This window comes from Pseudomonas azotoformans (genome assembly GCF_900103345.1).
In the GTDB taxonomy this organism is placed as follows: Bacteria; Pseudomonadota; Gammaproteobacteria; order Pseudomonadales; family Pseudomonadaceae; genus Aquipseudomonas; species Aquipseudomonas azotoformans.
The window spans coordinates 6,211,390-6,234,440 of the sequence record NZ_LT629702.1; the positions used below are offsets into that span (position 1 = coordinate 6,211,390).

Consider the following 23,051-nt stretch of genomic DNA (forward strand, 5'->3'; position numbering starts at 1 on the left):
GCGGCAAGCCCCCTCCCACATTGAAATGCATTCCAAGTGTGGGAGGGGGCTTGCCCCCGATAAGGCCCGTCCAAACCACCAACAGTCAACGGCTGTACTCTGGCCTTTCAGCCAACCCCTCCTTCAAAAAATCCACCAACTTCCTGACCTTCGGTGACAAATGCCGCTGCTGCGGATACAGCGCCCACACCGCCGTATTCGGCGGTTGATGCGCCTCCAGTAACGACACCAACGCGCCACTGTGCAGATGCTCGAGCACGTAATAGTCCGGCAACTGGCACAGCCCGACGCCCTGTAACGCCGCATCCAACACCGCTTGCCCACTGTTGCAGCGCCAGTTTCCCTGCACGCGCTGGGAAAATTCCCGCCCGTCCTGGGCCAGTTGCCAGATATCCGAGCTGCCGATCAGGCAGTTATGCCGGCTCAATTCCGACAAGCTATGTGGCCGACCATACCGAGCGAGGTAGGACGGCGACGCACACAGGTACATGCGTCGAGGTGCGAGGCGGCTGGCGACCATGCGCGAATCCTGTAAGCGCCCCAGGCGGATCGCCAGGTCGAGGCCTTCATGCACCAGGTCCAGTTGGCGGTTGCTCAGCTCGATATCCACCCGCAACTGCGGATACAGCCCCATGAAGCGTGTCACCAGCGGCACGATAAAGCGCTCGCCATATGCCACGGCACAGGTCATGCGCAACATGCCCTTGGGCTCGCTGGTGAGATCGCCCACCGCACGCAGCGCTTCTTCACGCCCGTCCTGCAGGCGTTGGCAGTGTTGCAGGAACGTCTGGCCGGCTTCGGTCAGGGTCACCTTGCGCGTACTGCGGTACAGCAACCTTGTTTGCAGGCGTTCTTCCAGGCGCGCCACCTGCCGGCTGATATGGGAGGACGACACCCCCAGCCGTTCCGCCGCCGCCGTGAATTGGCTGCATTCGGCCACTGCGACAAACTCATCGATACCTTCCCAGCGGTTCTCAAGCATGTCGATTATCCCTGTGCAGCAATAAAGTTTTGCTTTTGCCTGGATTATTCATCAGTCAGCCATGTTTTACACTCGTCGCCTCAGTTTTTAACCCCGATGGAGAAACCCGGATGATCAAGTCCCGCGCCGCCGTAGCCTTCGAAGCCAAGAAGCCCCTTGAGATCGTCGAAGTAGATGTCGCCATGCCCAAGGCGGGTGAAGTGCTGCTGCGCGTGGTCGCGTCCGGCGTGTGCCATACCGACGCCTACACCCTGTCGGGCGCCGACCCGGAAGGCATCTTCCCGTCGATCCTCGGCCATGAAGGCGGTGCGGTGGTTGAAGCGATCGGTGAGGGCGTGACGTCGGTAGCCGTGGGCGATCATGTGATCCCGCTGTACACCCCGGAATGCGGCAAGTGCAAGTTCTGCCTGTCGGGCAAGACCAACCTGTGCCAGGCCATCCGTTCCACCCAGGGCAAAGGCCTGATGCCGGACGGCACCACGCGTTTCTCCTACAAAGGCCAGCCGATTTTCCACTACATGGGCACCTCGACCTTCTCTGAGTACACCGTGCTGCCGGAAATTTCCGTGGCCAAGATTCCTAAAGAAGCGCCGCTGGAAAAGGTCTGCCTGCTCGGTTGCGGCGTCACCACTGGCATCGGCGCGGTCATCAACACCGCCAAGGTCAAGCCAGGCGATACCGTAGCGATCTTCGGTCTCGGCGGTATCGGCCTGTCGGCAGTGATCGGTGCGGTTAAAGCCAAGGCAGGTCGCATCATTGCCATCGACATCAACCCGGCCAAGTTTGAAATCGCCAAGCAACTGGGTGCGACCGACTGCATCAACCCGAAAGACTACGATCGCCCGATCCAGGACGTGATCGTCGACCTCACCGACGGCGGTGTGGACTTCTCCTTCGAATGCATCGGCAACGTGCAACTGATGCGCGCCGCCCTCGAGTGCTGCCACAAAGGCTGGGGCGAGTCGGTGATCATCGGCGTGGCCGGTGCCGGCCAGGAAATCGCTACCCGTCCATTCCAGTTGGTGACCGGTCGCGTCTGGCGCGGTTCGGCCTTCGGTGGCGTGCGTGGTCGCAGCGAATTGCCAAGCTATGTGGAAATGGCCCAGACCGGCGAGATCCCGTTGGATACTTTCATCACCCACACCATGGGCCTGGAAGACATCAACAAAGCGTTTGACCTGATGCATGAAGGCAAGAGCATTCGTACCGTCATCCACTTCTGAGGTCGGCCATGAGTCTGGAAAACCTGTCGTGCCAGAAGAGCTTCGGCGGCTGGCATAAACGCTACAAGCACCATTCCGATGTGCTCGGTTGCGACATGACCTTCGCCGTCTATCTGCCGCCGCAAGCGGAGCAGGGCGGCAAGTTGCCGGTGTTGTACTGGCTGTCGGGTCTCACCTGCACCGATGAGAACTTCATGCAGAAGGCCGGCGCCCAGCGCATGGCCGCCGAGTTGGGGCTGATCATCGTCGCGCCGGACACCAGCCCCCGTGGCCCGGGTGTGCCGGGTGATCCGGACAACGCGTGGGATTTCGGCCTCGGCGCCGGCTTCTATCTGAATGCCACCCAGGAACCCTGGGCCAAGCACTACCGGATGCATGACTACGTGGTGCAGGAATTGCCCGCCTTGGTTGAAGCGCATTTCCCTGCGTCGGATAAACGCGGCATCAGCGGGCATTCCATGGGCGGCCATGGTGCGCTGGTGTGTGCATTGCGCAATCCTGGGCGCTACCTGTCGGTGTCGGCGTTTTCGCCGATCAATAACCCGATGGATTGCCCGTGGGGCCAGAAAGCCTTCTCCCGCTACTTGGGTGAAGAGCGTTCCAAGTGGCGCGAATGGGATACCTGTGTACTGATCGGCGAAGCCTCGGAAAAGCTGCCACTGCTGGTGGACCAGGGTGACCGCGACGATTTCCTCGCCGTGCAACTCAAGCCTGAAGCCCTGCAACAAGCGGCCAAGGCAGCCAACCATCCGCTGGAACTGCGCCTGCAACCTGGCTACGACCACAGCTACTTCTTTATCGCCAGCTTCATCGAAGACCATTTGCGACACCATGGCCGTGCTTTGCTCGGTTAATGTGAAGCAAAAGTAGGTAGAATCACGCCCTGAATTAAATCGGGGCGTTTTTTTATGCGTATTGGCCACGGCTACGATGTGCACCGTTTCGCCGAAGGCGATTTCATCACCCTGGGCGGCGTGCGCATTGCGCACCACCATGGTTTGCTGGCTCATTCCGACGGCGATGTTCTGTTGCATGCCTTGAGCGATGCGTTGCTTGGCGCAGCGGCATTGGGCGATATCGGCAAGCACTTTCCGGACACCGACCCGACCTTCAAGGGCGCGGACAGCCGGGTACTGCTGCGCCATGTGGTCGGCCTCATCCATGCCAAGGGCTGGAAGGTTGGCAACGTCGACAACACCATCGTGGCCCAGGCGCCGAAGATGGCCCCGCATATCGAGTCGATGCGCGTGCTGATTGCCGCCGACCTGCAAATTGAATTGGATCAAGTCAACGTGAAAGCCACCACCACCGAAAAACTCGGGTTCACTGGCCGTGAAGAGGGCATTGCCGTGCACTCCGTTGCCTTGTTGCTTCGCGCATGAATGACCTGCAACTGTTGGGGCCACGGGCCTATGGCGAGGCCTTGGGCAGCGCGGTCCTGAAGGCGACCGCCGAAGATTTCCAGGTTGATGAAGTGCTGGATATCCCGTTGACCGGTGAGGGCGAGCACCTGTGGTTGTGGGTGGAGAAGCGTGGCCTCAACACCGAGGAAGCCGCGCGGCGTATCGCCAAGGCGGCCGGCGTGCCGTTGCGTACCGTAAGCTATGCCGGGCTCAAGGATCGCCAGGCGTTGACCCGCCAATGGTTCAGCGTGCAATTGCCGGGCAAGTCCGACCCGGACATGAGCGCGGCAGAAAACGACACGCTCAAGATTCTCAAGACCGGTCGCCACAAGCGCAAGTTGCAGCGCGGCGCGCATTCGGCCAATGGGTTCACTTTGCGCCTGACGCAGTTGGCCGGTGATACCGCCGCCATCGATGCGCGGTTGCAACAGATTGCCCAAAATGGCATTCCCAACTATTTCGGTGCCCAGCGCTTTGGCCACAATGGCGGCAATGTCGTGGACGCTCGCGAGTGGGCCGCTCGCAAAGCCTTGCCGGAGCAGCGCAATGTGCGTTCGCGGCTGCTGTCCACCGCCCGCAGCTTTTTGTTCAACAAAGTGCTGGCCGCGCGGGTGGCCGATGGGTCGTGGCAACGTGCGCAGGTCGGCGACCTGCTGGCGTTTACCGACAGCCGCAGTTTTTTCCCGGCTGGCGAAGCGGAATGCAGTGACCCGCGCCTGGCCATTCTGGACCTGCACCCGACCGGGCCGCAGTGGGGCGAAGGCGACTCGCCTGCCAGTGGTGCAACCTTCGAGCTGGAACAAGCGGTTGCCGCCGAGGAGGCCGACCTGCGTGATTGGCTGGTGAATGCCGGCATGAGCCAGGAACGTCGCATTCTTCGACTGCCCATTGGCGGTTTGACGTGGCATTATCCCTCGCTGGACATTCTGCAATTGGAATTCGTCCTGCCGGCCGGATGCTTCGCCACTGTGTTGGTGCGCGAGCTTGTTGATCTGGTGCCGGTGGGGCAGACGGACAACCCATGCGTATTTTGATATCAAACGATGACGGTGCCACCGCACCCGGTCTTGCCGCGCTCTATGCTGCGCTGCAGGATTATGCCGAGTGCGTGGTGGTTGCCCCTGACCAGGACAAGAGTGGCGCCAGCAGTTCGCTGACGCTCGACCGTCCGCTGCACCCGCAAGTCCTGGCCAATGGCTTTATCAGTGTGAACGGCACGCCTACCGACTGTGTCCACCTGGCAATCAACAGCCTGCTGGACCAGGCGCCGGACCTGGTGGTGTCGGGCATCAACCTCGGTGCAAACCTGGGGGATGATGTGCTGTATTCCGGGACCGTGGCGGCAGCCCTTGAGGGGCGCTTCCTGGGCCGTACTGGGTTCGCCTTTTCGTTTGCCTCGCGGCAACTGGATAACCTGGCAACCGCCGCGCATTTCGCGCGCAAGCTGGTGGAGGCCCATGGCTCGCTGGACCTGCCACCGCGTACGGTGCTCAACGTCAATATTCCCAACCTGCCCCTCGATCATATTCGCGGCATCAAGCTGACGCGGCTGGGCCATCGCGCCCGTGCGGCGGCGCCGTTGAAGGTGGTCGACCCGCGTGGCAAGGAAGGCTATTGGATCGCAGCGGCAGGTGATGCTGAAGATGGCGGTGAAGGCACGGACTTTCATGCGGTGATGCAAGGCTATGTGTCGATTACCCCATTGCAATTTGATCGCACCTTCAGCGACGCCTTCAGTGGTCTCGATGGCTGGCTGGAGGGGCTGCGCTGATGGGCCGTGAACAAGACGACTTGCTGCGCCGGGGCATCGGGATGACGTCCCAGCGAACCCGCGAACGCCTGATCCAACGCCTGTACGAAGAAGGTTTGTCCAACGCCCAGGTGCTGGAAGTGATCCGGCGTACGCCTCGCCATCTGTTTGTCGATGAAGCCCTGGCCCACCGTGCCTATGAAGATACGGCGCTGCCCATCGGCCACAACCAGACTATCTCCCAGCCGTACATGGTGGCGCGCATGAGCGAGTTGCTGCTGGCGGCGGGTCCGTTGGACAAGGTGCTGGAAATCGGCACCGGCTCTGGCTACCAGACTGCCGTGCTGGCGCAACTGGTGGAGCGGGTGTTCTCGGTCGAGCGCATCAAGGTGCTGCAAGACCGGGCCAAGGAGCGCCTGGTGGAGTTGAACCTGCGCAACGTGGTGTTCCGCTGGGGGGACGGCTGGGAAGGCTGGCCGGCGCTGGCGCCTTACAACGGCATCATTGTGACCGCCGTGGCCACCGATGTTCCGCAAGCGTTGCTCGATCAACTTGCTCCCGGCGGACGGCTGGTGATCCCGGTAGGCTCCGGCGAAGTGCAACAATTGATGCTCATTATCCGTGAGGACGAAGGCTTTTCCCGGCATGTGCTGGGGGCCGTGCGTTTTGTGCCGCTGCTCAATGGGCCGTTGGCCTGATCATTTGTTCGCGGGCAGTGAATTCTGTTGGCGGGGATGTGTCTTACGGCGGGGGTCACCGAGTCAACATGATCGGGAGTCGGAATTAAACGCGATGAATGTTTCGTTTCTGTCGTGTGCCGGTAAAACTCCAATGCCCAGTTATACTTGCGTCATATTTCAAGCCTGATACAGGCATTCATGTTCAGCCACCACAAAGGGAGCGGCGGGTGAGTCTCACAGGTCTTGCGCAGCGTATGAGTAAAACAAGCTTTCATCGACTGGTGCTTGGCCTCGTCTTCAGTTCCGTGCTGGTCGGCTGCTCCAGCTCGCCAAGCAGCGGCGCACGGGTGGTTGACCGTAACAATGCCGTACCGCAAAAGCCGACGGTGACCACCGGGCAATACGTGGTGCGCAAGGGCGACACCTTGTTCTCGATTGCCTTCCGGTATGGCTGGGACTACAAGGCGCTCGCAGCCCGTAACAATATTCCTGTGCCCTATACGATACATCCCGGTCAGACGATTCGCTTCGACGGTCGTACCGGTTCAACGCCTACGACAGTTGTGACAAACACTGGATCTTCGCCGTCGTCCTCCAGCAAAACCACCATCATTACCCGCCCTGCAGGCACCGCCACACCGGCCCCTGCGAACAAGCCGGCGCCCGCGCCGCTGCCACCTGCCGGACCTGCTCCGACCGGTTGGGGATGGCCTTCAAATGGAGTGCTGATTGGAAAATTCTCTTCAAACGGTAGTTTGAATAAAGGCATTGATATCGCCGGGGATTTGGGACAGCCTGTTTTAGCTGCGTCTGATGGGACAGTGGTGTACGCCGGGAGTGGTTTACGGGGCTACGGCGAGCTGGTCATCATCAAACACAGCGATACCTACGTCAGTGCCTACGGTCACAACCGCAGGCTGTTGGTTCGGGAGGGGCAGCAGGTCAAAGTCGGACAGACAATTGCCGAAATGGGGTCAACTGGTACAGACCGGGTGAAACTGCACTTTGAGATTCGCCGTCAAGGGAAGCCTGTAGATCCGCTGCAATTCCTACCCCGTCGTTGATGTGTTGCACAGCCTGTTCCCTCACGTAGAAGGAACAGGCTCCAGCGTTGCCAAGGATAAAGGCGCCGCTTGAGCTTGAGGTCGAACTCACCAAAGGACTATAACAATGGCTCTCAGTAAAGAAGCGCCGGAGTTTGACATCGACGATGAGGTTCTCCTGATGGAGACCGGTATCGCTACGGAATCGATGTCGAATGAGGGACCTGCTGTACCTTCAGTTCGCACCAAATCCAAGAACTCCACCGCGTTAAAGCAACACAAGTACATTGACTACACTCGGGCGCTCGATGCGACCCAGCTGTACCTCAATGAAATCGGTTTTTCCCCTCTGCTGACCCCCGAAGAAGAAGTCCATTTTGCGCGATTGTCGCAGAAGGGCGATCCGGCTGGGCGCAAGCGCATGATTGAAAGCAACCTGCGCCTGGTGGTGAAAATCGCCCGGCGCTATGTCAATCGTGGGCTGTCCCTGTTGGACCTGATCGAGGAAGGCAACCTGGGCCTGATCCGGGCGGTGGAGAAGTTCGACCCTGAGCGGGGCTTCCGCTTTTCGACCTATGCCACCTGGTGGATTCGCCAGACCATCGAACGGGCGATCATGAATCAGACCCGCACGATCCGGTTGCCGATCCATGTGGTCAAGGAGCTCAACGTCTACCTGCGGGCAGCGCGTGAGCTTACCCAAAAACTCGATCATGAACCTTCGCCCGAAGAAATCGCCAACCTGCTGGAAAAACCGGTAGGGGAGGTCAAGCGCATGCTGGGTCTCAATGAGCGTGTGTCTTCGGTCGACGTCTCGCTGGGTCCGGATTCGGATAAAACCCTGCTGGACACCCTGACCGATGATCGTCCTACGGACCCTTGTGAGCTGTTGCAGGATGATGATCTGTCCCAAAGTATTGACCAGTGGCTGTCAGAGCTCACGGACAAGCAGCGCGAGGTGGTGATTCGCCGCTTCGGCCTGCGCGGCCATGAGAGCAGCACCCTGGAGGATGTAGGCCTGGAGATCGGCTTGACCCGTGAGCGGGTGCGGCAGATCCAGGTAGAAGGGCTCAAGCGCCTGCGCGAGATCCTGGAGAAGAATGGCTTGTCGAGTGAGTCGTTGTTTCAATAACGAACTGGCTTGAATGTGGGAGGGGGCTTGCCCCCGATGGCGGTGGTTCAGTCAAATCTGTATTGACTGACACACTGAAATCGGGGGCAAGCCCCCTCCCACATTGGTTTTATGCAATGTCTGATATGGGGGGCAGGGCCAAATCCCAGGTACTGATCGTTCCCACGCTCCGCGTGGGAATGCAGCCCCGGACGCTCTGCGTCCCAAGGCATGACGCAGAGCGTCACAAGAGGCATTCCCACGCAGGGCATGGGAACGATAGGCATAAAAAAACCCCGCTTTTAAGGGCGGGGTCTTTTCGACTAAGTCAGTACAAGTTAGATAACTTGAACTTCTTCAGCTTGCATGCCTTTCTGACCGCGGGTAGCGATGAAAGAAACCTGTTGGCCTTCTTTCAGGCTTTTGAAGCCGTCGGATTGGATAGCTTTGAAGTGAACGAACAGGTCGTCACCGGATTGTGGAGTGATGAAGCCGAAGCCTTTTTCATCGTTGAACCACTTAACGGTACCAGTTTGGCGATTAGACATGGTGTATCTCCTTGGACAAAGTTAACTGCGACTCAGGAAAAGCCCTGGCCGAGACTGAGTGCAAAGAGCAGGAAAAATTCTTGGAGATGGTTGGATCGAAATTCAACATATCGTGTAGAGATTCTCAGTGACACAAGCAGCACAGTGGCGCCACCTTAACCCTTTTTCCGGAACGTGCCAATGGTATTTCCGAAGGTTTCTCCATTTTCGTGACTGGCGGTGGTGTTTGCGGTCACCTTGCACGGCAATATTGGTCCCGGCCCCGCTGGCTGTGGCTTATAGCAGCAGGCGCGTTCATCAAGAAAAGCCGCGTGGCCTTTGAACCCCAACGCTGGCCCCGGTAAGATGCCCCACAGAATTTTTCCACCTCGCTATTCAGGACACCCGCCATGAGCATCAAATCGGACAAGTGGATTCGCCGCATGGCGCAGGAACACGGCATGATCGAACCGTTCGTCGAGCGCCAGATCCGTGGCCAAGGCGATGCCCCGGTGATTTCCTACGGCGTTTCCAGCTACGGCTACGATGTGCGCTGCGCCGATGAGTTCAAGGTGTTCACCAACATCAACTCGGCGATCGTCGATCCGAAGAACTTCGACGAAAAGAGCTTCGTCGACGTCAAGAGCGACGTGTGCATCATCCCGCCCAACTCCTTCGCCCTGGCGCGCACCGTGGAGTTCTTCCGTATCCCGCGTGACGTGCTGACCATCTGCCTGGGTAAAAGCACCTACGCGCGTTGCGGCATCATCGTCAACGTGACGCCGCTTGAGCCGGAGTGGGAAGGCCACGTGACCCTCGAGTTCTCCAACACCACCACCTTGCCGGCGAAGATCTACGCCAACGAAGGTGTGGCGCAGATGCTGTTCCTACAGTCCGACGAGGCCTGTGAAGTGTCCTACAAAGACCGTGCCGGCAAGTACCAGGGCCAGCGCGGCGTCACCCTCCCACGCGCTTGATCGAAAGGTCTTACACGCAAAGGGAATTAGTCTGCGGAAAGTGACTCTATCTAGGTGTACTGCCTCGGCGCGTGTAAAACGCGCCGGGCCACGCTTGAGGAGTACCTTATGAAGCTTGACCCGCGAATCAGCGCAGAACTTGCCCGGCTTGAACCCAACCAGATTGGCGTTCTGGCCTGGTCCCTGATGGCCGACCCCGCATACGGGGGCGGCATCCCCGGCCAACCCGAGCCGGACTATCCGCAACCCACAGAACCCGGTGAGCCGACCCTGCCGGACGAGCCACCACCCGCACCTGTTGCCTGATACCTAACCCACTGGCCACACCTCCTGATCGCCGACCACAAAGAGTCGGTGGTCATCGGCCTGCTCCACCGCAAAGCCACCGGTAAACGCGCCAAACGCCGGCAACAAACTGACCCGCGTCCCGATCTGAAAGCACGGCAGCCGCAGGCGTTGCCGACCCTTGCCACGCAAGCGATACACCGGATGCACATGCCCCGCCAGCACGTGGTGGCTGGGGTGGGCATCCGGTTCGTGCTGCAAGGCAAAGGGGCCCATCAGCAGCGGTTCCGGCACCACTTCAATCTTCAGGTCCGGCGGTGGGTCACCGGCGCGTTTATCGTGATTGCCGCGCACCAGGGTCATGGGCAACGAGGGATGACGCTCGCGCCAAGCCCGCAACGCGCCCAGTGTGCCGCTGGCGTGGGAGCCGGGGCCATGCAGGAAGTCGCCAAGAAAGATCACCTGCGCGCACCCATGGGTAGCGAGCAGCCGGTCCAGCCGCTCAAGGTTGGCAGTGGTGGTCCCTTGCGGCACCGGCTGCCCCAGGCTGCGGTACGCCGAGGCCTTGCCAAAGTGCGCATCGGCAATCAACAGGCACCCGCGCGCAGGCCAGTAGATCGCCTTGTCTGCCAGCAACCACAATTGCTCACCTTCAAGCGTTATTGAACAGACCATCAGCGCTTCCCGTTATCCGCGACCTTTTCCAGGTCCTTGACCATTCGCGCAATGCGCTCCGAGAGTTTTTCCGAACTCATGCTTTCGCGCATCCGCTCGACCAGCAGCGGAAAGGCCAGGGGAGTCGGCCGTTCGATCCGGTGCAGGTCCAGCTTCAGCGCCGACAGATGACGCAACGTCGCTTCCAGCCGACGAATATCCAACTCATCGCGCAGGACTTCTTCCCCGGCCTGGGTCAGCAACAGGTTCTGCGGGTCATACTGCTTGAACACCTCGAAGAACAGACCACTGGACGCCTGCACCTGCCGCGTACTTTTCGGTGCGCCGGGGTAGCCGGCAAACACCAACCCGGCGATGCGTGCGATCTCACGAAAACGGCGCAGGGCCAGTTCCCCGGCATTCAGGCTGGCGGCCACGTCTTCCAGCAGGTTCTCAGGACTCAGCAGCGCGTCATTCAACAACACCGGCCAATCCACAGGCGTGGCGCTCAACAACTCCAGCCCGTAGTCATTCACGGCAATCGAAAAGGTCACTGCCTGCCCCTGGCTCACCCGCCACGCCAACAGACTCGCCAGTCCCAGATGCACCTGGCGCCCGGCGAACGGATAGAGAAACAGGTGCCAGCCTTCCCGGGATTTCAGCGCTTCGGCCAGCAGATGCTCGCGCGTCGGCAGGCCGGACCAGCGCAACTGCGTCTGCAACAGGGGTTGCACCGCGTGCATCTCCGGGCCTTTAAACTGCCCGTGCGCCGCCGCATCAAAACGCTCCACCACCGCCTGGGCCAGCTCGTTGGAAAGCGGCATGCGCCCGCCATTCCAGCGCGGCACGGCGGCTTTTTTGGCGTTGCTGCGGCGCACGTAGGCGGTCATGTTTTCCACGCGCACCAGCTCCAGCAGGCGCCCGGCAAACAGGAAACCATCACCGGGCTTGAGCCGCGCGATAAAACCTTCCTCGACACTGCCCAGGTTCTTGCCGCCACCGCCCTTGCTCCAGTATTTCAAATGGATGCTCGCGTCACTGACGATGGTGCCCACGCTCATGCGATGACGGCGCGCCAGGCGGGCATCGGGGACACGCCAGACGCCCTGTTCATCCGGCTCCACGCGGCGGTAGTCCGGATAGGCGGTCAGCGACAGGCCGCCATGGCGCACAAACCCCAGGGCCCACGCCCAGTCGTCGTCCGTGAGGTCGCGGTACGCCCACGCGCCGCGCACTTCCGTCAGCAACGCATCCGGCGTAAACCCGCCGCCCAGCGCCATGCTCACCAAATGTTGTACGAGTACATCCAGCGGTTTGTGCGGTGATTCCCGCGCTTCAATGCGTCGCTGGGCAATTGCATCCTGGGCCGCCGCCGCTTCCACCAGTTCCAGGCTGTGGGTCGGCACCAGCGTCACCCGCGAGGGCCGCCCCGGCGCATGCCCCGAGCGCCCGGCGCGTTGCATCAGGCGTGCAACACCTTTGGCCGAGCCAATCTGCAACACGCGCTCCACCGGCAGGAAGTCCACCCCCAGGTCCAGGCTGGAGGTGCACACCACGGCCTTGAGTTGGCCGTCCTTCAACGCCCGTTCCACCCAGTCGCGGGTCTCCCGTGACAGCGAGCCATGGTGCAAGGCAATCACCCCAGCCCAGTCGGGCCGGGCGTCCAGCAACGCCTGGTACCAGATTTCCGACTGCGCTCGCGTATTAGTAAACACCAGGCAACTGCTGCTGCTTTCGACCTCGGCCACCACCTGGGGCAACATTTTCAAGCCGATGTGCCCGGCCCAGGGAAAGCGCTCGGCAACCGGCGGCAGCAAGGTGTCGACCTTCAACTCTTTGGCTGTTTGCCCCTGTACATTGATCCCGTCGCCTTGTGGAACCAACACCTCCAAAGCGTGGGATTGGTTACCCAAGGTCGCTGAAATGCCCCACACCATCAAACCCGGATGCCAGTGCCGCAGCCGCGCCAGCGCCAGTTGCAACTGCACGCCGCGTTTGTTGCCGATCAATTCATGCCATTCATCGACGATCACCATGCGCACCTGCGCCAGGCTCATTTCGCTGTCGGCGCGGGCGAGCATCAGGGTCAGGCTTTCCGGGGTGGTCACCAGCGCGGTGGGCTGGCGCCGTGTCTGGCGGGCGCGCTCGCTGCTGCTGGTGTCGCCGGTGCGCAGGCCGACGCTCCAGGGAATCTGCAGGGCTTCCAGCGGTGCTTCGAGGGCGCGTGCGGTGTCGGCCGCCAGGGCCCGCATGGGCGTGATCCACAGCACCGTCAGCGGTTCAGCGGGTGGTTTGCGTTTACCGGTCACGGGCGGGCGAGTGATGGCGAAGCGATTGAGCGCCGCGAACCACAGCGCGTAGGTCTTGCCGGCGCCGGTGCTGGCGTGCAGCAAGCCCGACTGGCCGCCCTTGACCGCCGCCCACACCTCTTTCTGGAACGCAAACGGCTTCCAGCCTTTGGCGGCAAACCACTGTCTGGCGAAGTCGATGGGTTTTGCCATGGGGCGGCGCAACTCTGGAAGGTCTATTCCACAGACCTTCCAGCGCGCCCAAAGGTTTACTTCAAATTGCCACTCAGGAACTGCTGCAAACGCTCGCTCTTCGGATTGCCCAGCACGTCTTCCGGCGCGCCTTGTTCTTCCACCAGGCCCTGATGCAGGAACAGCACTTGGCTCGACACCTTGCGCGCAAAGCTCATCTCGTGGGTCACCATGATCATGGTGCGACCTTCCTCGGCCAGGCCCTGGATCACCTTCAATACTTCGCCCACCAGCTCCGGGTCGAGGGCCGAGGTGGGCTCGTCGAACAGCATCACCTCCGGTTCCATCGCCAGGGCGCGGGCGATGGCGACGCGTTGTTGCTGGCCGCCGGACAGGAATGCCGGGTATTGATCGGCCACGCGTGCCGGCAGGCCGACCTTGTCGAGGTAGCGACGCGCACGGTCTTCTGCGTCCTTCTTGCTGCAACCCAGCACTCGGCGCGGGGCCATGGTGATGTTTTCCAGCACGCTCATGTGGCTCCACAGGTTGAAGTGCTGGAACACCATGGCCAGGCGTGTGCGCAGGCGCTGCAATTCGGCGTCATCGGCCACGCGCATGCCGTGGCGGTCGCTGACCATGCGGATCGGCTGGCCATCGAGGGTCATGGCGCCGTCGTTAGGGGTTTCGAGGAAGTTGATGCAGCGCAAGAAGGTGCTCTTGCCCGAGCCGCTGGCGCCGATCAGGCTGATCACGTCGCCGGTCCTGGCCTTGAGCGAAACACCTTTGAGCACCTCATTGTCGCCATAGCTTTTATGCAGGCCTTCAACGGTCAATTTGTACATGGGGCGTGCATCCTCAAGGCGAAAGTAGATAGCCGCTGCGATAGGCCTCGGTGCCTGCGACATGGCCGATGACCATCCCGGCAGTGGCCATGCGGCGTAGCGAGCGGGCGTAAAGCAGGCCGGCCTTCTGGCAGTGCACGGGCGTTACGCGGTCGGTAATGGGGTCGATGATTTCAGCGATCAGTTGCCCGGCTTCCAGGTATTCGCCGGGCAGGGCGCTGAACACCAGCAGGCCGCCCACCGGCGTCGCCACCGGTTCAACGCCGGCCAGCGGCGTGGCGGGGTAGGGCAGGTCCGGCAGTGGTGCGACATCGCCGGCAATGGCGCCGAAGTGAACCAGGTAATCGATGATCGCCTGGCAGTCGAGCGCCGCCAGGCCATGGTTGACGTCACCTTGGCCGCGCAACTCGACGGTCACCGAAAAGCTGCCCATGGGGATCGGGAAGCGCTCGCCGAAGCGTTGCTGCAACTGCCACCACACCAGGGTGAAGCACTCATCGAAGGATTGCCCGCCGGAGTCGGTGGCGAGCAAATTCGCCTCCGAACCGATATACCGCGCCAACGGTTCCACCTGTGGCCAGGCTTCGGGCGTGGTGTACAGGTGCGCCACGGCTTCGAAGTCGCAATGCAGGTCCAGCACCATATCGGCGTCGCAGGCCAGGCGTTGCAGGACCAGGCGCTGGGACTGCAGTTGGGTGTCGGCACTTTGCGCGGCGAGGGCAGTGGACAGCGCGCTGCGGATCAGTTTGGCGTTGCGCTGGGGGTCGTCCCCGAGCAAGTCTTTGATCTGGTCGCCCACCGCGTCACTGAGGTCGACAAACAGGCGATTGAAGTTCTGCCCGCTTTCCAATTCATAGCGGCCCAGCGGGATATCCATCAACACCTGTTCCAGGCCCACCGGGTTGGCGATGGGCACCAGCACGATCTCGCTGCGCAGGCGCCCGGCGGCGGCCAACTTCGCCAGCTGCACCTTGAGGTGCCAGGCCACCAGCATGCCGGGCAGTTCGTCGGCATGCAGCGACGACTGGATGTAGATCTTGCCTTCGGCCTGTTCCGGGCCGAAGTGAAAACTGTGGATCTGCCGCGCCGTGCCGGGCACCGGCGCGATCAACTCATGAATCTGATGCCGCATGAACGCTCCTTAATGGCTCGGCCCGAGAAAGGCCAGCCAACGGCGCTCCGCCAGACGAAACAGACCGACCAGGGCAAAGGTCACGGTCAGGTAGATCAGCGCAGCGATACCGAATGATTGAAAGGTCATGAAGGTGGCCGAGTTGGCATCCCGCGCCACTTTGAGGATGTCGGGGATCGTCGCGGTGAAAGCCACCGTGGTCGAGTGCAGCATCAGGATCACTTCATTACTGTAGTAGGGCAGCGAGCGCCGCAGCGCCGACGGCATGATCACGTAGGCATAGAGCTTCCAGCCGCTCAAGCCGTAGGCCTTGGCCGCTTCGACTTCGCCGTGGGCCATGCTGCGGATCGCCCCGGCGAAAATCTCTGTGGTGTAGGCGCAGGTGTTGAGGGCGAAGGCCAGGATGGTGCAGTTCATCGCATCGCGAAAGAACGCATCCAGCAGCGGTTGCTCGCGCACGGCGGCGAGGCTGTAGATGCCGGTGTAACAGATCAGCAACTGGATATAGAGCGGCGTGCCCCGGAACAGGTAGGTGTAGAACTGCACCGGCCAGCGCACGAGGCGCTTGCGCGACACGCGGGCGATGGACAGCGGGATCGACACCAGAAAGCCGATGACCAGGGCGGCGCTGAGCAGCCACATCGTCATGGCCAGGCCGGTGATGTGCTGGCCGTCGCTATAAAGGAAGGGGCGCCAGTATTCCTGCAAGAGTTCGATCATCGTACGGCCTCCCGGGCGCCGGCGGAGTAGCGACGTTCAAGGCGGCGCAAAACGAAGTTGGACGCGCTGGTGATCAACAGGTAGATCAACGCGGCGATGACCAGGAAGTAAAACAGCTGATAAGTGCTCTTGCCGGCATCCTGAGCGGCCTTGACCAGGTCGGCCAGGCCGATGATCGACACCAGGGCCGTGGCCTTGAGCATCACCATCCAGTTATTGCCGATGCCCGGCAGGGCAAAGCGCATCATTTGCGGGAAGGTCACGTAGCGAAACCGCTGACCGCGCTTGAGCCCGTAAGCCGTGGCGGCTTCCAGTTGGCCGCGCGGTACCGCGAGGATCGCCCCGCGAAAGGTCTCGGTGAAATACGCCCCGTAGATAAAACCCAGGGTGATCACCCCGGCGCTGAATGGGTCGATCTCGATGTATTCCCATTCCATGAAGTCGGTCAGGCCGGTGAGCCAGGTTTGCAGGCTGTAGAAAATCAGCAGCATCAGCACCAGGTCGGGCACACCGCGAATCAGCGTGGTGTAAAGCTGGGCGGGGATGCGCAGGAAGGGCAGGCTGGAAAGTTTGGCGCTGGCGCCGAGCAGGCCCAGCAACACGCTGACGGCCAGGGACAGCACCGACAACTTGATGGTCATCCAGGTGCCTTGCAGCAACAGCGGGCCGAAACCCTTCAGGCTGAGCGCGCTCAACCCGAGGGTTTGCAACAATTCTTCGAACATAAATCAGGACCTATGGCGATAAAAAAGCACCCCTCCAGGGGAAGGGCGCTCCAGGCATTATTTGCCGCTGTACAGGTTCAGATCGCCAAAGTGTTTCTTCTGGATGGTGGCGTAGGTGCCATCATCGTGTAACGCTTTGATACCTTTATCCAAAAGCGCCTTCAGTTCAGTGTTACCTTTTTTGATACCGACCGCGGTTTTCGACGGCAGCAATGGATCGTCGATGGCCTTGCTCACTTCGTAGTCGGCACCGGCCGGCGACTTCAGGAAGCCCAGTTCGGCTTGCAGCATGTCCTGCACGGAGGCGTCGAGACGGCCGGAGGTCAGGTCGGCGTACACCTGGTCCTGGTTGGCGTAGGCCTTGGTGGTCACACCGGCTTTATCCAGCACGGCCTTGGCGTAGGCTTCCTGGATGGTGCCCTGCTCGTAGCCTACGGATTTGCCCTTGAGGGACTCCGGCGTCGAGTAGCCCGCGCCTTTCTTGAACACCAGCGAGGTCGGGCCGGAGAACAGTTCGCTGGAGAAGTCGATGGCCTTTTCACGCACCGGGGTCACGGTCATGGACGAAATCACGCCGTCGAACTTGTTGGCCTTGAGGCCCGGAATCATGCCGTCAAAATCACTTTCTACCCACTTGCACTTTACTTTCAGCTCGGCGCAGATCGCATTGCCCAGGTCGATATCGAAGCCCACCAGGCTGCCGTCCGCTGCCTTGGATTCGAATGGCGCGTAGGACGGATCGACACCAAAACGCAGTTCCTTGTATTCCTTGGCCGTGGCTACACCCGCGGCCATGCACAGAGCCAGTGCAGAAAGGGTCAGCAATGCTTTTTTCATTATGTAATCCCTGGAAACCAAGATAAGCGCTTGTGGCGCGTTTAGGACTGTTACTGAACGGTGTCAGACGGATCACAAGTAGCAATTTCTGCACCATAGTTCCGAATGTAGTTCCGAATGAGCGTTTTAAAAGGTGGGATGAGGGAGATCTGAGTGTAGGAGATGCCCGAAAATGGGCGCTGAAAAATGAGCGCACCATTTCGGGTCATAAGCAAATTTAAATGTGGGAGGTGTCAGGTAAGCAGGTCTTGCAGGGTGGCAAGGCTGTCGGCCTCATCCACCGCCTTATCCTGTCGCCAGCGCAACATCCGTGGAAACCGTACGGCAATTCCGCTCTTGTGCCGCTTGGACAGGGCAATACCCTCGAACCCCAGCTCGAACACCAGGCTCGGCGTGACACTGCTCACCGGGCCGAATTTCTCCACGGTGGTCTTGCGCACAATCGCGTCGACCTTGCGCATTTCTTCATCGGTCAGCCCGGAATAGGCCTTGGCAAACGGCACCAGTGAGCGTTCACTGCCGGGCGGGCCGTCCCACACCGCAAAGGTGTAGTCGCTGTAGAGGCTGGCGCGCCGGCCGTGGCCGCGCTGGGCGTAGATCAGTACCGCGTCGACGCTGAACGGGTCGACTTTCCACTTCCACCACACGCCCATGTCCTTGGTGCGGCCGACGCCGTACAGGCCATCGCGGGCCTTGAGCATCATGCCTTCTACTCCGAGGCTGCGAGAGGCTTTACGCTGTTCGGCCAGTGCTTCCCAGGTGGTTGCGGTCAGCAGTGGTGAGGCGAGCAGTACCGGCTGGTCGCACTGGGTGACCACCTGCTCAAGCTGGGCGCGGCGTTCGGCCTGGGTGTGGTTGCGCCAGTCCTCACCCTGATGTTCCAGCAAGTCGTAGGCCAGTACCGCCACCGGCGCATCCTCCAGCACTTTTTTGCTCAAGGTCTTGCGGCCGATTCGCTGCTGCAGCAGGGCGAAGGGTTGTACTGCCCCCTTCCACACCACGATTTCACCGTCGATCACTGTGCCATCGGGCAAGCCGCTCACCAGGCTATGAAGTTCAGGAAAACGTTCGGTGACCAGCTCTTCGCCACGGGACCAGATCCACAGGCGGCCGTCGCGCTTGACCAGTTGCGCGCGGATGCCATCCCACTTCCACTCCACCTGCCAGTCGGCGGGGGCACCGAGCAGCGCGTCGAATTGCTCCACCGGTTGCGCCAAGCCATGAGCCAGAAAAAACGGATAAGGCTGGCCGCCCCGTTGTGCATGCTCGTCGGACGATTCGGCGGCGATCAGCTTGAGGTAGCCCTCAGCGGTCGGACGATTGGACAGGTCGGTGTAGCCCACTAACCGCTGCGCCACACGCTTGCTGTCGAGGTCGGCCATGGCGGCGAGGGCACGGGTGACCAACAGCTTGGACACGCCCACGCGAAAGCTGCCGGTGATCAATTTGATGCACACCATCAAGCTGGGTTGATCCAGTTGCGCCCACAACGCCGGCAGGCGCTCAGCCAATTCCAGGGGAGGCAAGCCGCGCAACGGCAGGAGTTTTTCCTCCAGCCACACGGCCAGGCCATCCTCCGAGGTGTAGGCAGATTCCGGTAGCAGCAGGGAAATGGTCTCCGCCAGGTCACCCACAGACTGGTAGCTTTCCTCGAACAGCCACGGCTCGATGCCGGACGCTGCGGTGGCCATGTCCCGCAACAGGCGCGTCGGCACCAATTGCCGTGGTCGTCCGCCGGACAGGAAATACACGGCCCAGGCGGCATCTTCTGGCGCGGCCACCCGGAAGTAGGCTTGCAACGCCGCCAGCTTGGCATTGCTGGAGGTGGTGGCATCGAGGTTGGCGTACAGCTCGGCAAAGGCCTTCATGCGCCAGCCTCTTCTTCGTCATCGCCGTATTCGGTGGTGAAGCCCTGGGCATCCAGGCCTTTTTCCCGCAGATGGCGCACCAATACGCCGACGGAACCGTGGGTGACCATCACCCGCTCGGCGCCGGTCTGCTCGATGGCCCACAACAGGCCGGGCCAGTCGGCGTGGTCCGAGAGCACAAAGCCCCGGTCGACCCCGCGTCGTCGACGGGTGCCACGCAGGCGCATCCAGCCACTGGCGAAGGCGTCACTGTAGTCGCCGAAGCGCTTGATCCAACTGCTGCCGCCAGCGGAGGGCGGGGCGATGATCAGGGCTTGGCGCAGCAACGGGTCGGTCTTGTTGAAGTCGCCGGCGTAGAGGGTCTCAGGGATATGGATGCCGGCCTCGCGGTACACCCGATTCAACGGTTCGACCGCGCCATGGCTGAGGATGGGCCCGATGCTGGCGTCGATGCCGTGCAGGATGCGCTGGGCCTTGCCGAACGAATAACAGAACAACACGCTGGCCTTGCCGGCGGCGATGTTGGCCTGCCACCAGTCGTTGATCCCGGCGAAGATCTGCGCCTGGGGCTGCCAGCGGTAGATCGGCAGGCCGAAGGTGGATTCGGTGATAAAGGTGTGGCAACGCACCGGCTCGAAGGGCGCGCAGGTGCCGTCGGGTTCGACCTTGTAGTCGCCGGACGCGACCCAGACTTCACCCTGGTATTCCAGGCGCACCTGGGCCGAGCCAAGCACATGCCCGGCCGGGTGAAAACTCAGGGTGACGCCGTGATGCTCCAGTGGCTCGCCGTAGGCCAGGGTTTGCAGGTTGATGTCCTGGCCCAGCCGGGAACGCAGGATGCCTTCTCCGGGGGCTGCCGCCAGGTAGTGCTGGTTGCCAGTGCGGGCGTGGTCGCCGTGGGCGTGGGTGATGACCGAACGCTCCACCGGGCGCCAGGGGTCGATGTAGAAATCTCCGGCGGGGCAGTAGAGGCCTTCGGGGCGGGCGATGACAAGGTCCATTGGCGTGCCGGGGGCGATGGGCTTATCAGGTAGGAGGTGGGCGGGCGATGAGAAGTTCGATTAACTATTGTAGTGAGCGGGCTTGTTGTGGTGAGCGGGCTTGCCCCGCGCTGGGGCGCGAAGCGGCCCCAATCCAGTCAATGCATGCTTCCAGTCAGACACAGGTCGCCTGGTTTTAGGGCGGCTTCGCCACCCAGCGCGGGGCAAGCCCGCTCACCACAGTAAAAGCCCGCCCCACACTTGCCGGATTATTTGCCCGGCGTCAGGGTCAACCGCGCCTTCCCATACACCTTCTCGAAGTTCTGCGGCTGCATCGGGAAGCTCAGGTATTGCGCCTTGAGCGCTGGGTCGATGCCGTTGGCATAATTCGGGCTGGCCGGGTTGCCGGACTGGCCGATGCCACCCTGGCCCATCATTGGCTCTACTTGGCCGAAATCCACGATCAGGCGCAGCGCCGGCACCTGGGTGGTGGTGAAGTCCTGGCCCCAGTTGTAGGGCGCCGGGTTCAAGGTGTTGTGGTCGCCGCCGGAGGCCAGCGGGCCGCGAATGACTTGGCCACTGGTGTTTTTCCAGGTGGTGGTGTGCAGCTTGCCCCACTGCCAGGCCTTGTGGTCGGCGCCCAACTGGCTGTCGCCGGCGCTGATCGCAGCGGCCAGGCTGCGGGCGAGGATCGCCGGTTTGTCTTCCTTCTGTGGGGTACGCACGTCATCCCAGAACGGGCTGTCTTCGCGGCCCAGCAGGTGGTCGGCCTGGGCTGCGTAGGACAGGCTGGCGTTGCTGACAAAGGCTTTCCAGCTCGCGCTGTTTTCCGGGCCGAGCTCGTCGAGGAAGATCTGTCTGGTGCTCTCCTGCAGGAACAGTTCATAGAGCGCCGCATCGGCAGAGGTGGACACCAGGCGACCATCGAACGCCATCAGGCGCCCCAGCGCCTCACGGGCCTTGGCTTGTTCCGCCGCAGGCAGTGCGTCAATCGCCTGTTTCAGCGGCTGGGCCATGCCCGGCGCCTGGAACATGCTCTTGAGCTTGGCGGCGAAGGTCGTGGTCTGGTCGTACTGCATGGCGATCATGCTGCGGCTGTCGTGCTTGCCGGCATTGGCCAGTTGCGCCAGGCGCTCGCTGCGCTCCGGGGCGTCCCAGGAGTTGGACAGTTGCATGCCATAGCCACGCGGCGCGGTGCGCTGGTTGGCGGTGCCGATCCAGCCTTGGGCCGGGTCCTGGTCATAGGGATGCAGCATGGCGTCGGCGTAGCCATCCCAGTCAAACCGCGTGTCCCAGCCCGGCGACGGCAGCAAGCCTTCGCCTTCGCGGCGGTTAGGGAAGCGGCCGGTGACTTGCCAGCCAATGCTGCCGGCGTCGGCGAAGATCATGTTCAGGGCGATGGCACGGATTTCCCGGGTCGCGTCCGACGCTTTGCCGATGGATTGTGCGCGGGACAGGTCGAAGAACGCGTCCAGGCTCTTGTCGTCCTTGAAGTCGGCGGTTTGCAGGGCCAGGCCCAGGCCGGTGGTCAGTGCCTGGCTGCTGTTGAGCAGGGCGCCGTGACGGGTTTCGTACACCACCTCGCGGATCGAGCGTTGGCCCTTGATGAAGAAGGTTTCGTTACGCACGCCTGCCGGTAGCCACTTGCCGTTGTTCTCGTAGTACAGCGCGCTGCCCTGGCGCTTGACCTTCTCCAGGAACAGGTCCTGGGTGTCGCCCTTGACCGTGCTCATGCTCCACGCGACTTTGCCGTTGAAGCCGGACAGCAGCGTCGGCAGGCCGGCAATCGAAGCGCCGGCGGCCTGGTATTTCGGTGCACGGATCTGCACGTAGCTCCACGGCGACGGTGCCTGCGGCTGGGCGGCGAGGTCGCCTGCCAGCAGGCTTTTACCGCTGCGGCTGCGCTGCGGGCCAATCGCCCAGTTGCTTGAGGTGGTCACCGCCAGCGAATTGAGGCTGCTCAGTTGCTGGCTGACCGCGTCCAGCCCGGCCAGGCCGGTGATCTGGCCCAGGTTCACGCCCTTGAGTTTTTCGGCCTCGGCCAGTGGGATCGCTTCGTCCGGCGCGCTGGGGGTGAGCCAGGCGAGTTTGTCGACGCCGACTTTCTGCGCCAGCACCAGCGACGAAATTTCTTCCTGCAGGTTGGCCGACTCGCTGAAATTCAGCAGGCAGAACAGCAGCGCCGAATCTTCCGGCTTCCAGTACTCGGGCTTGTAGCCGGTCTGTGCCAGGTCCGGCGGCAGCTTGTCGCGGTGGCGGAACAGGTAGGCGTTGACGCCGCGTGCATACACTTCAAAGAAGCGCTTGAGGCGCGGGCTGGAGGCGTTGTACAGCTCGCCGGCGCTTTTCTTCAGGTTGACCGCGCGCATGAAGCGGTCGACATCCAGCACCTCTGGCCCCGACATTTCCGCCAGGCGGCCCTGGGCCAGCAGGCGCAGGGTCACCATCTGGGTGATGCGATCACTGGCGTGCACATAACCGAGGCTGAACAGCGCGTCGTGGAAGGTGTTGCTTTCGATCAACGGCATACCCTGGGCATTGCGCCGTACCGATACGTTCTGCGCGAGGCCTTTGATCGGCTGTACGCCGGCGACCGGCGGCAGGGTGTCCTGGGTGCTCTGGAGCTGGCAACCGGCCAGGCTTAACGCACTGGCCACTGCCGCGGCAACGCCGAACCGGGGAAGAAAATGTGAGAGGGCTGGCGAGGCCATGGCAAAGCTCCTGCGGGGGGTAGCGTCAGTAAAGGCGCTACGTTAGTGAGCGCGGCGAAACGACGCAAGCGGGAGTTTGGGTTAAGCGTTAGATCTTGAGTCTTGCACGAATCAGTGTGGG

General features: G+C 61.7%; 22 protein-coding genes. 10 read left to right on the top strand and 12 right to left on the bottom strand.

The features are described from left to right. Window positions 1-85 precede the first annotated feature (85 nt). A complete protein-coding gene (locus BLR69_RS28155) occupies window positions 86-982 on the bottom strand; it encodes a LysR substrate-binding domain-containing protein (protein ID WP_071496923.1) in 897 nt (298 codons plus the stop codon). A 110-nt stretch (window positions 983-1,092) separates the two neighbouring features. On the opposite strand from BLR69_RS28155, the gene BLR69_RS28160 reads away from it, so the two are divergent. The 8 genes from BLR69_RS28160 (at window position 1,093) to rpoS (ending at window position 8,213) form a co-directional block, all read left to right on the top strand. After that, entirely contained in the window at window positions 1,093-2,205 is a 1,113-nt protein-coding gene (locus tag BLR69_RS28160; protein WP_010212435.1) for an S-(hydroxymethyl)glutathione dehydrogenase/class III alcohol dehydrogenase, read from the top strand. Between the two features lie 8 nt (window positions 2,206-2,213). Then, entirely contained in the window at window positions 2,214-3,059 is an 846-nt protein-coding gene (fghA, locus tag BLR69_RS28165) for an S-formylglutathione hydrolase (RefSeq protein WP_071496922.1), read from the top strand. Window positions 3,060-3,113: 54 nt separating this feature from the next. Beyond that, window positions 3,114-3,587 (top strand): 2-C-methyl-D-erythritol 2,4-cyclodiphosphate synthase, encoded by a 474-nt coding sequence (gene ispF / locus BLR69_RS28170; protein ID WP_071496921.1) that lies wholly within the window; start codon window positions 3,114-3,116, stop codon window positions 3,585-3,587. Then, a complete protein-coding gene (gene truD / locus BLR69_RS28175; RefSeq protein ID WP_071496920.1) occupies window positions 3,584-4,642 on the top strand; it encodes a tRNA pseudouridine(13) synthase TruD in 1,059 nt (352 codons plus the stop codon). Before ispF ends, truD begins: the two co-directional genes overlap by 4 nt. Next, complete coding sequence (surE, locus tag BLR69_RS28180) at window positions 4,630-5,379, top strand: 5'/3'-nucleotidase SurE (protein WP_071496919.1); 750 nt, start codon at window positions 4,630-4,632, stop codon at window positions 5,377-5,379. Before truD ends, surE begins: the two co-directional genes overlap by 13 nt. A gap of 41 nt (window positions 5,380-5,420) precedes the next feature. Next, a complete protein-coding gene (locus BLR69_RS28185; protein WP_010563544.1) occupies window positions 5,421-6,056 on the top strand; it encodes a protein-L-isoaspartate(D-aspartate) O-methyltransferase in 636 nt (211 codons plus the stop codon). Window positions 6,057-6,265: 209 nt separating this feature from the next. Then, window positions 6,266-7,102, top strand: coding sequence for a peptidoglycan DD-metalloendopeptidase family protein (locus BLR69_RS28190; RefSeq protein ID WP_071496918.1), 837 nt, complete (start codon window positions 6,266-6,268; stop codon window positions 7,100-7,102). Window positions 7,103-7,208: 106 nt separating this feature from the next. Then, window positions 7,209-8,213 (top strand): RNA polymerase sigma factor RpoS, encoded by a 1,005-nt coding sequence (gene rpoS / locus BLR69_RS28195; RefSeq protein WP_025855149.1) that lies wholly within the window; start codon window positions 7,209-7,211, stop codon window positions 8,211-8,213. Between the two features lie 317 nt (window positions 8,214-8,530). On the opposite strand, the gene BLR69_RS28205 is transcribed toward rpoS, so the two are convergent. Then, window positions 8,531-8,740, bottom strand: a complete 210-nt coding sequence (locus BLR69_RS28205) for a cold-shock protein (protein WP_002554837.1) — start codon at window positions 8,738-8,740, stop codon at window positions 8,531-8,533. Window positions 8,741-9,129: 389 nt separating this feature from the next. Here BLR69_RS28205 and dcd point away from each other — a divergent pair, with 389 nt between their 5' ends. Beyond that, window positions 9,130-9,696 (top strand): dCTP deaminase, encoded by a 567-nt coding sequence (gene dcd, locus BLR69_RS28210; protein ID WP_010212421.1) that lies wholly within the window; start codon window positions 9,130-9,132, stop codon window positions 9,694-9,696. A 108-nt stretch (window positions 9,697-9,804) separates the two neighbouring features. Continuing rightward, window positions 9,805-10,002 carry a hypothetical protein gene (locus tag BLR69_RS28215; protein WP_058425267.1) on the top strand — a complete coding sequence of 66 codons (198 nt, stop codon included), beginning with the start codon at window positions 9,805-9,807 and terminating at the stop codon, window positions 10,000-10,002. A gap of 3 nt (window positions 10,003-10,005) precedes the next feature. Here the strand turns inward: BLR69_RS28215 and pdeM are convergent, their stop codons facing one another. The 10 genes from pdeM to BLR69_RS28265 all read right to left on the bottom strand — a co-directional run bounded on the left by pdeM (window position 10,006) and on the right by BLR69_RS28265 (window position 22,930). Further along, entirely contained in the window at window positions 10,006-10,656 is a 651-nt protein-coding gene (gene pdeM, locus BLR69_RS28220) for a ligase-associated DNA damage response endonuclease PdeM (RefSeq protein ID WP_071496917.1), read from the bottom strand. Beyond that, on the bottom strand, window positions 10,656-13,136 hold the full coding sequence (locus BLR69_RS28225; protein WP_071496916.1) for a ligase-associated DNA damage response DEXH box helicase: 2,481 nt from the start codon (window positions 13,134-13,136) through the stop codon (window positions 10,656-10,658). Before BLR69_RS28225 ends, pdeM begins: the two co-directional genes overlap by 1 nt. A 56-nt stretch (window positions 13,137-13,192) precedes the next feature. After that, window positions 13,193-13,957: an ABC transporter ATP-binding protein gene (locus tag BLR69_RS28230; protein WP_071496915.1), complete on the bottom strand. Its 765-nt coding sequence runs from the start codon at window positions 13,955-13,957 to the stop codon at window positions 13,193-13,195. Between the two features lie 13 nt (window positions 13,958-13,970). Continuing rightward, the gene (locus tag BLR69_RS28235) at window positions 13,971-15,089 is read right to left on the bottom strand and encodes a succinylglutamate desuccinylase/aspartoacylase family protein (protein WP_071496914.1); all 1,119 of its coding nucleotides are present in this window, start codon (window positions 15,087-15,089) and stop codon (window positions 13,971-13,973) included. A 9-nt stretch (window positions 15,090-15,098) separates the two neighbouring features. Then, a complete protein-coding gene (locus tag BLR69_RS28240; RefSeq protein WP_058425263.1) occupies window positions 15,099-15,809 on the bottom strand; it encodes an ABC transporter permease in 711 nt (236 codons plus the stop codon). Further along, window positions 15,806-16,534 (bottom strand): ABC transporter permease, encoded by a 729-nt coding sequence (locus BLR69_RS28245; RefSeq protein ID WP_071496913.1) that lies wholly within the window; start codon window positions 16,532-16,534, stop codon window positions 15,806-15,808. The genes BLR69_RS28240 and BLR69_RS28245 overlap by 4 nt, the downstream gene beginning before the upstream one ends. Before the next feature lie 57 nt (window positions 16,535-16,591). Further along, window positions 16,592-17,371 carry a transporter substrate-binding domain-containing protein gene (locus BLR69_RS28250; protein WP_071496912.1) on the bottom strand — a complete coding sequence of 260 codons (780 nt, stop codon included), beginning with the start codon at window positions 17,369-17,371 and terminating at the stop codon, window positions 16,592-16,594. Window positions 17,372-17,604: 233 nt separating this feature from the next. Further along, window positions 17,605-19,239: an ATP-dependent DNA ligase gene (locus tag BLR69_RS28255; RefSeq protein WP_071496911.1), complete on the bottom strand. Its 1,635-nt coding sequence runs from the start codon at window positions 19,237-19,239 to the stop codon at window positions 17,605-17,607. Further along, entirely contained in the window at window positions 19,236-20,240 is a 1,005-nt protein-coding gene (locus BLR69_RS28260) for a ligase-associated DNA damage response exonuclease (RefSeq protein ID WP_071496910.1), read from the bottom strand. Before BLR69_RS28260 ends, BLR69_RS28255 begins: the two co-directional genes overlap by 4 nt. A gap of 248 nt (window positions 20,241-20,488) precedes the next feature. Further along, window positions 20,489-22,930, bottom strand: coding sequence for a penicillin acylase family protein (locus BLR69_RS28265; RefSeq protein WP_071496909.1), 2,442 nt, complete (start codon window positions 22,928-22,930; stop codon window positions 20,489-20,491). Between the last annotated feature and the right edge of the window lie 121 nt (window positions 22,931-23,051).

What these genes read in the sequence shown, in the direction of transcription:
- BLR69_RS28155 (WP_071496923.1), bottom strand. Translation starts at nt 982, where the DNA reads ATGCTTGAGAACCGCTGGGAAGGTATCGATGAGTTTGTCGCAGTGGCC.
- BLR69_RS28160 (WP_010212435.1), top strand. Translation starts at nt 1,093, where the DNA reads ATGATCAAGTCCCGCGCCGCCGTAGCCTTCGAAGCCAAGAAGCCCCTT.
- fghA (WP_071496922.1), top strand. Translation starts at nt 2,214, where the DNA reads ATGAGTCTGGAAAACCTGTCGTGCCAGAAGAGCTTCGGCGGCTGGCAT.
- ispF (WP_071496921.1), top strand. Translation starts at nt 3,114, where the DNA reads ATGCGTATTGGCCACGGCTACGATGTGCACCGTTTCGCCGAAGGCGAT.
- truD (WP_071496920.1), top strand. Translation starts at nt 3,584, where the DNA reads ATGAATGACCTGCAACTGTTGGGGCCACGGGCCTATGGCGAGGCCTTG.
- surE (WP_071496919.1), top strand. Translation starts at nt 4,630, where the DNA reads ATGCGTATTTTGATATCAAACGATGACGGTGCCACCGCACCCGGTCTT.
- BLR69_RS28185 (WP_010563544.1), top strand. Translation starts at nt 5,421, where the DNA reads ATGACGTCCCAGCGAACCCGCGAACGCCTGATCCAACGCCTGTACGAA.
- rpoS (WP_025855149.1), top strand. Translation starts at nt 7,209, where the DNA reads ATGGCTCTCAGTAAAGAAGCGCCGGAGTTTGACATCGACGATGAGGTT.
- BLR69_RS28205 (WP_002554837.1), bottom strand. Translation starts at nt 8,740, where the DNA reads ATGTCTAATCGCCAAACTGGTACCGTTAAGTGGTTCAACGATGAAAAA.
- dcd (WP_010212421.1), top strand. Translation starts at nt 9,130, where the DNA reads ATGAGCATCAAATCGGACAAGTGGATTCGCCGCATGGCGCAGGAACAC.
- BLR69_RS28215 (WP_058425267.1), top strand. Translation starts at nt 9,805, where the DNA reads ATGAAGCTTGACCCGCGAATCAGCGCAGAACTTGCCCGGCTTGAACCC.
- pdeM (WP_071496917.1), bottom strand. Translation starts at nt 10,656, where the DNA reads ATGGTCTGTTCAATAACGCTTGAAGGTGAGCAATTGTGGTTGCTGGCA.
- BLR69_RS28225 (WP_071496916.1), bottom strand. Translation starts at nt 13,136, where the DNA reads ATGGCAAAACCCATCGACTTCGCCAGACAGTGGTTTGCCGCCAAAGGC.
- BLR69_RS28230 (WP_071496915.1), bottom strand. Translation starts at nt 13,957, where the DNA reads ATGTACAAATTGACCGTTGAAGGCCTGCATAAAAGCTATGGCGACAAT.
- BLR69_RS28235 (WP_071496914.1), bottom strand. Translation starts at nt 15,089, where the DNA reads ATGCGGCATCAGATTCATGAGTTGATCGCGCCGGTGCCCGGCACGGCG.
- BLR69_RS28240 (WP_058425263.1), bottom strand. Translation starts at nt 15,809, where the DNA reads ATGATCGAACTCTTGCAGGAATACTGGCGCCCCTTCCTTTATAGCGAC.
- BLR69_RS28245 (WP_071496913.1), bottom strand. Translation starts at nt 16,534, where the DNA reads ATGTTCGAAGAATTGTTGCAAACCCTCGGGTTGAGCGCGCTCAGCCTG.
- BLR69_RS28250 (WP_071496912.1), bottom strand. Translation starts at nt 17,371, where the DNA reads ATGAAAAAAGCATTGCTGACCCTTTCTGCACTGGCTCTGTGCATGGCC.
- BLR69_RS28255 (WP_071496911.1), bottom strand. Translation starts at nt 19,239, where the DNA reads ATGAAGGCCTTTGCCGAGCTGTACGCCAACCTCGATGCCACCACCTCC.
- BLR69_RS28260 (WP_071496910.1), bottom strand. Translation starts at nt 20,240, where the DNA reads ATGGACCTTGTCATCGCCCGCCCCGAAGGCCTCTACTGCCCCGCCGGA.
- BLR69_RS28265 (WP_071496909.1), bottom strand. Translation starts at nt 22,930, where the DNA reads ATGGCCTCGCCAGCCCTCTCACATTTTCTTCCCCGGTTCGGCGTTGCC.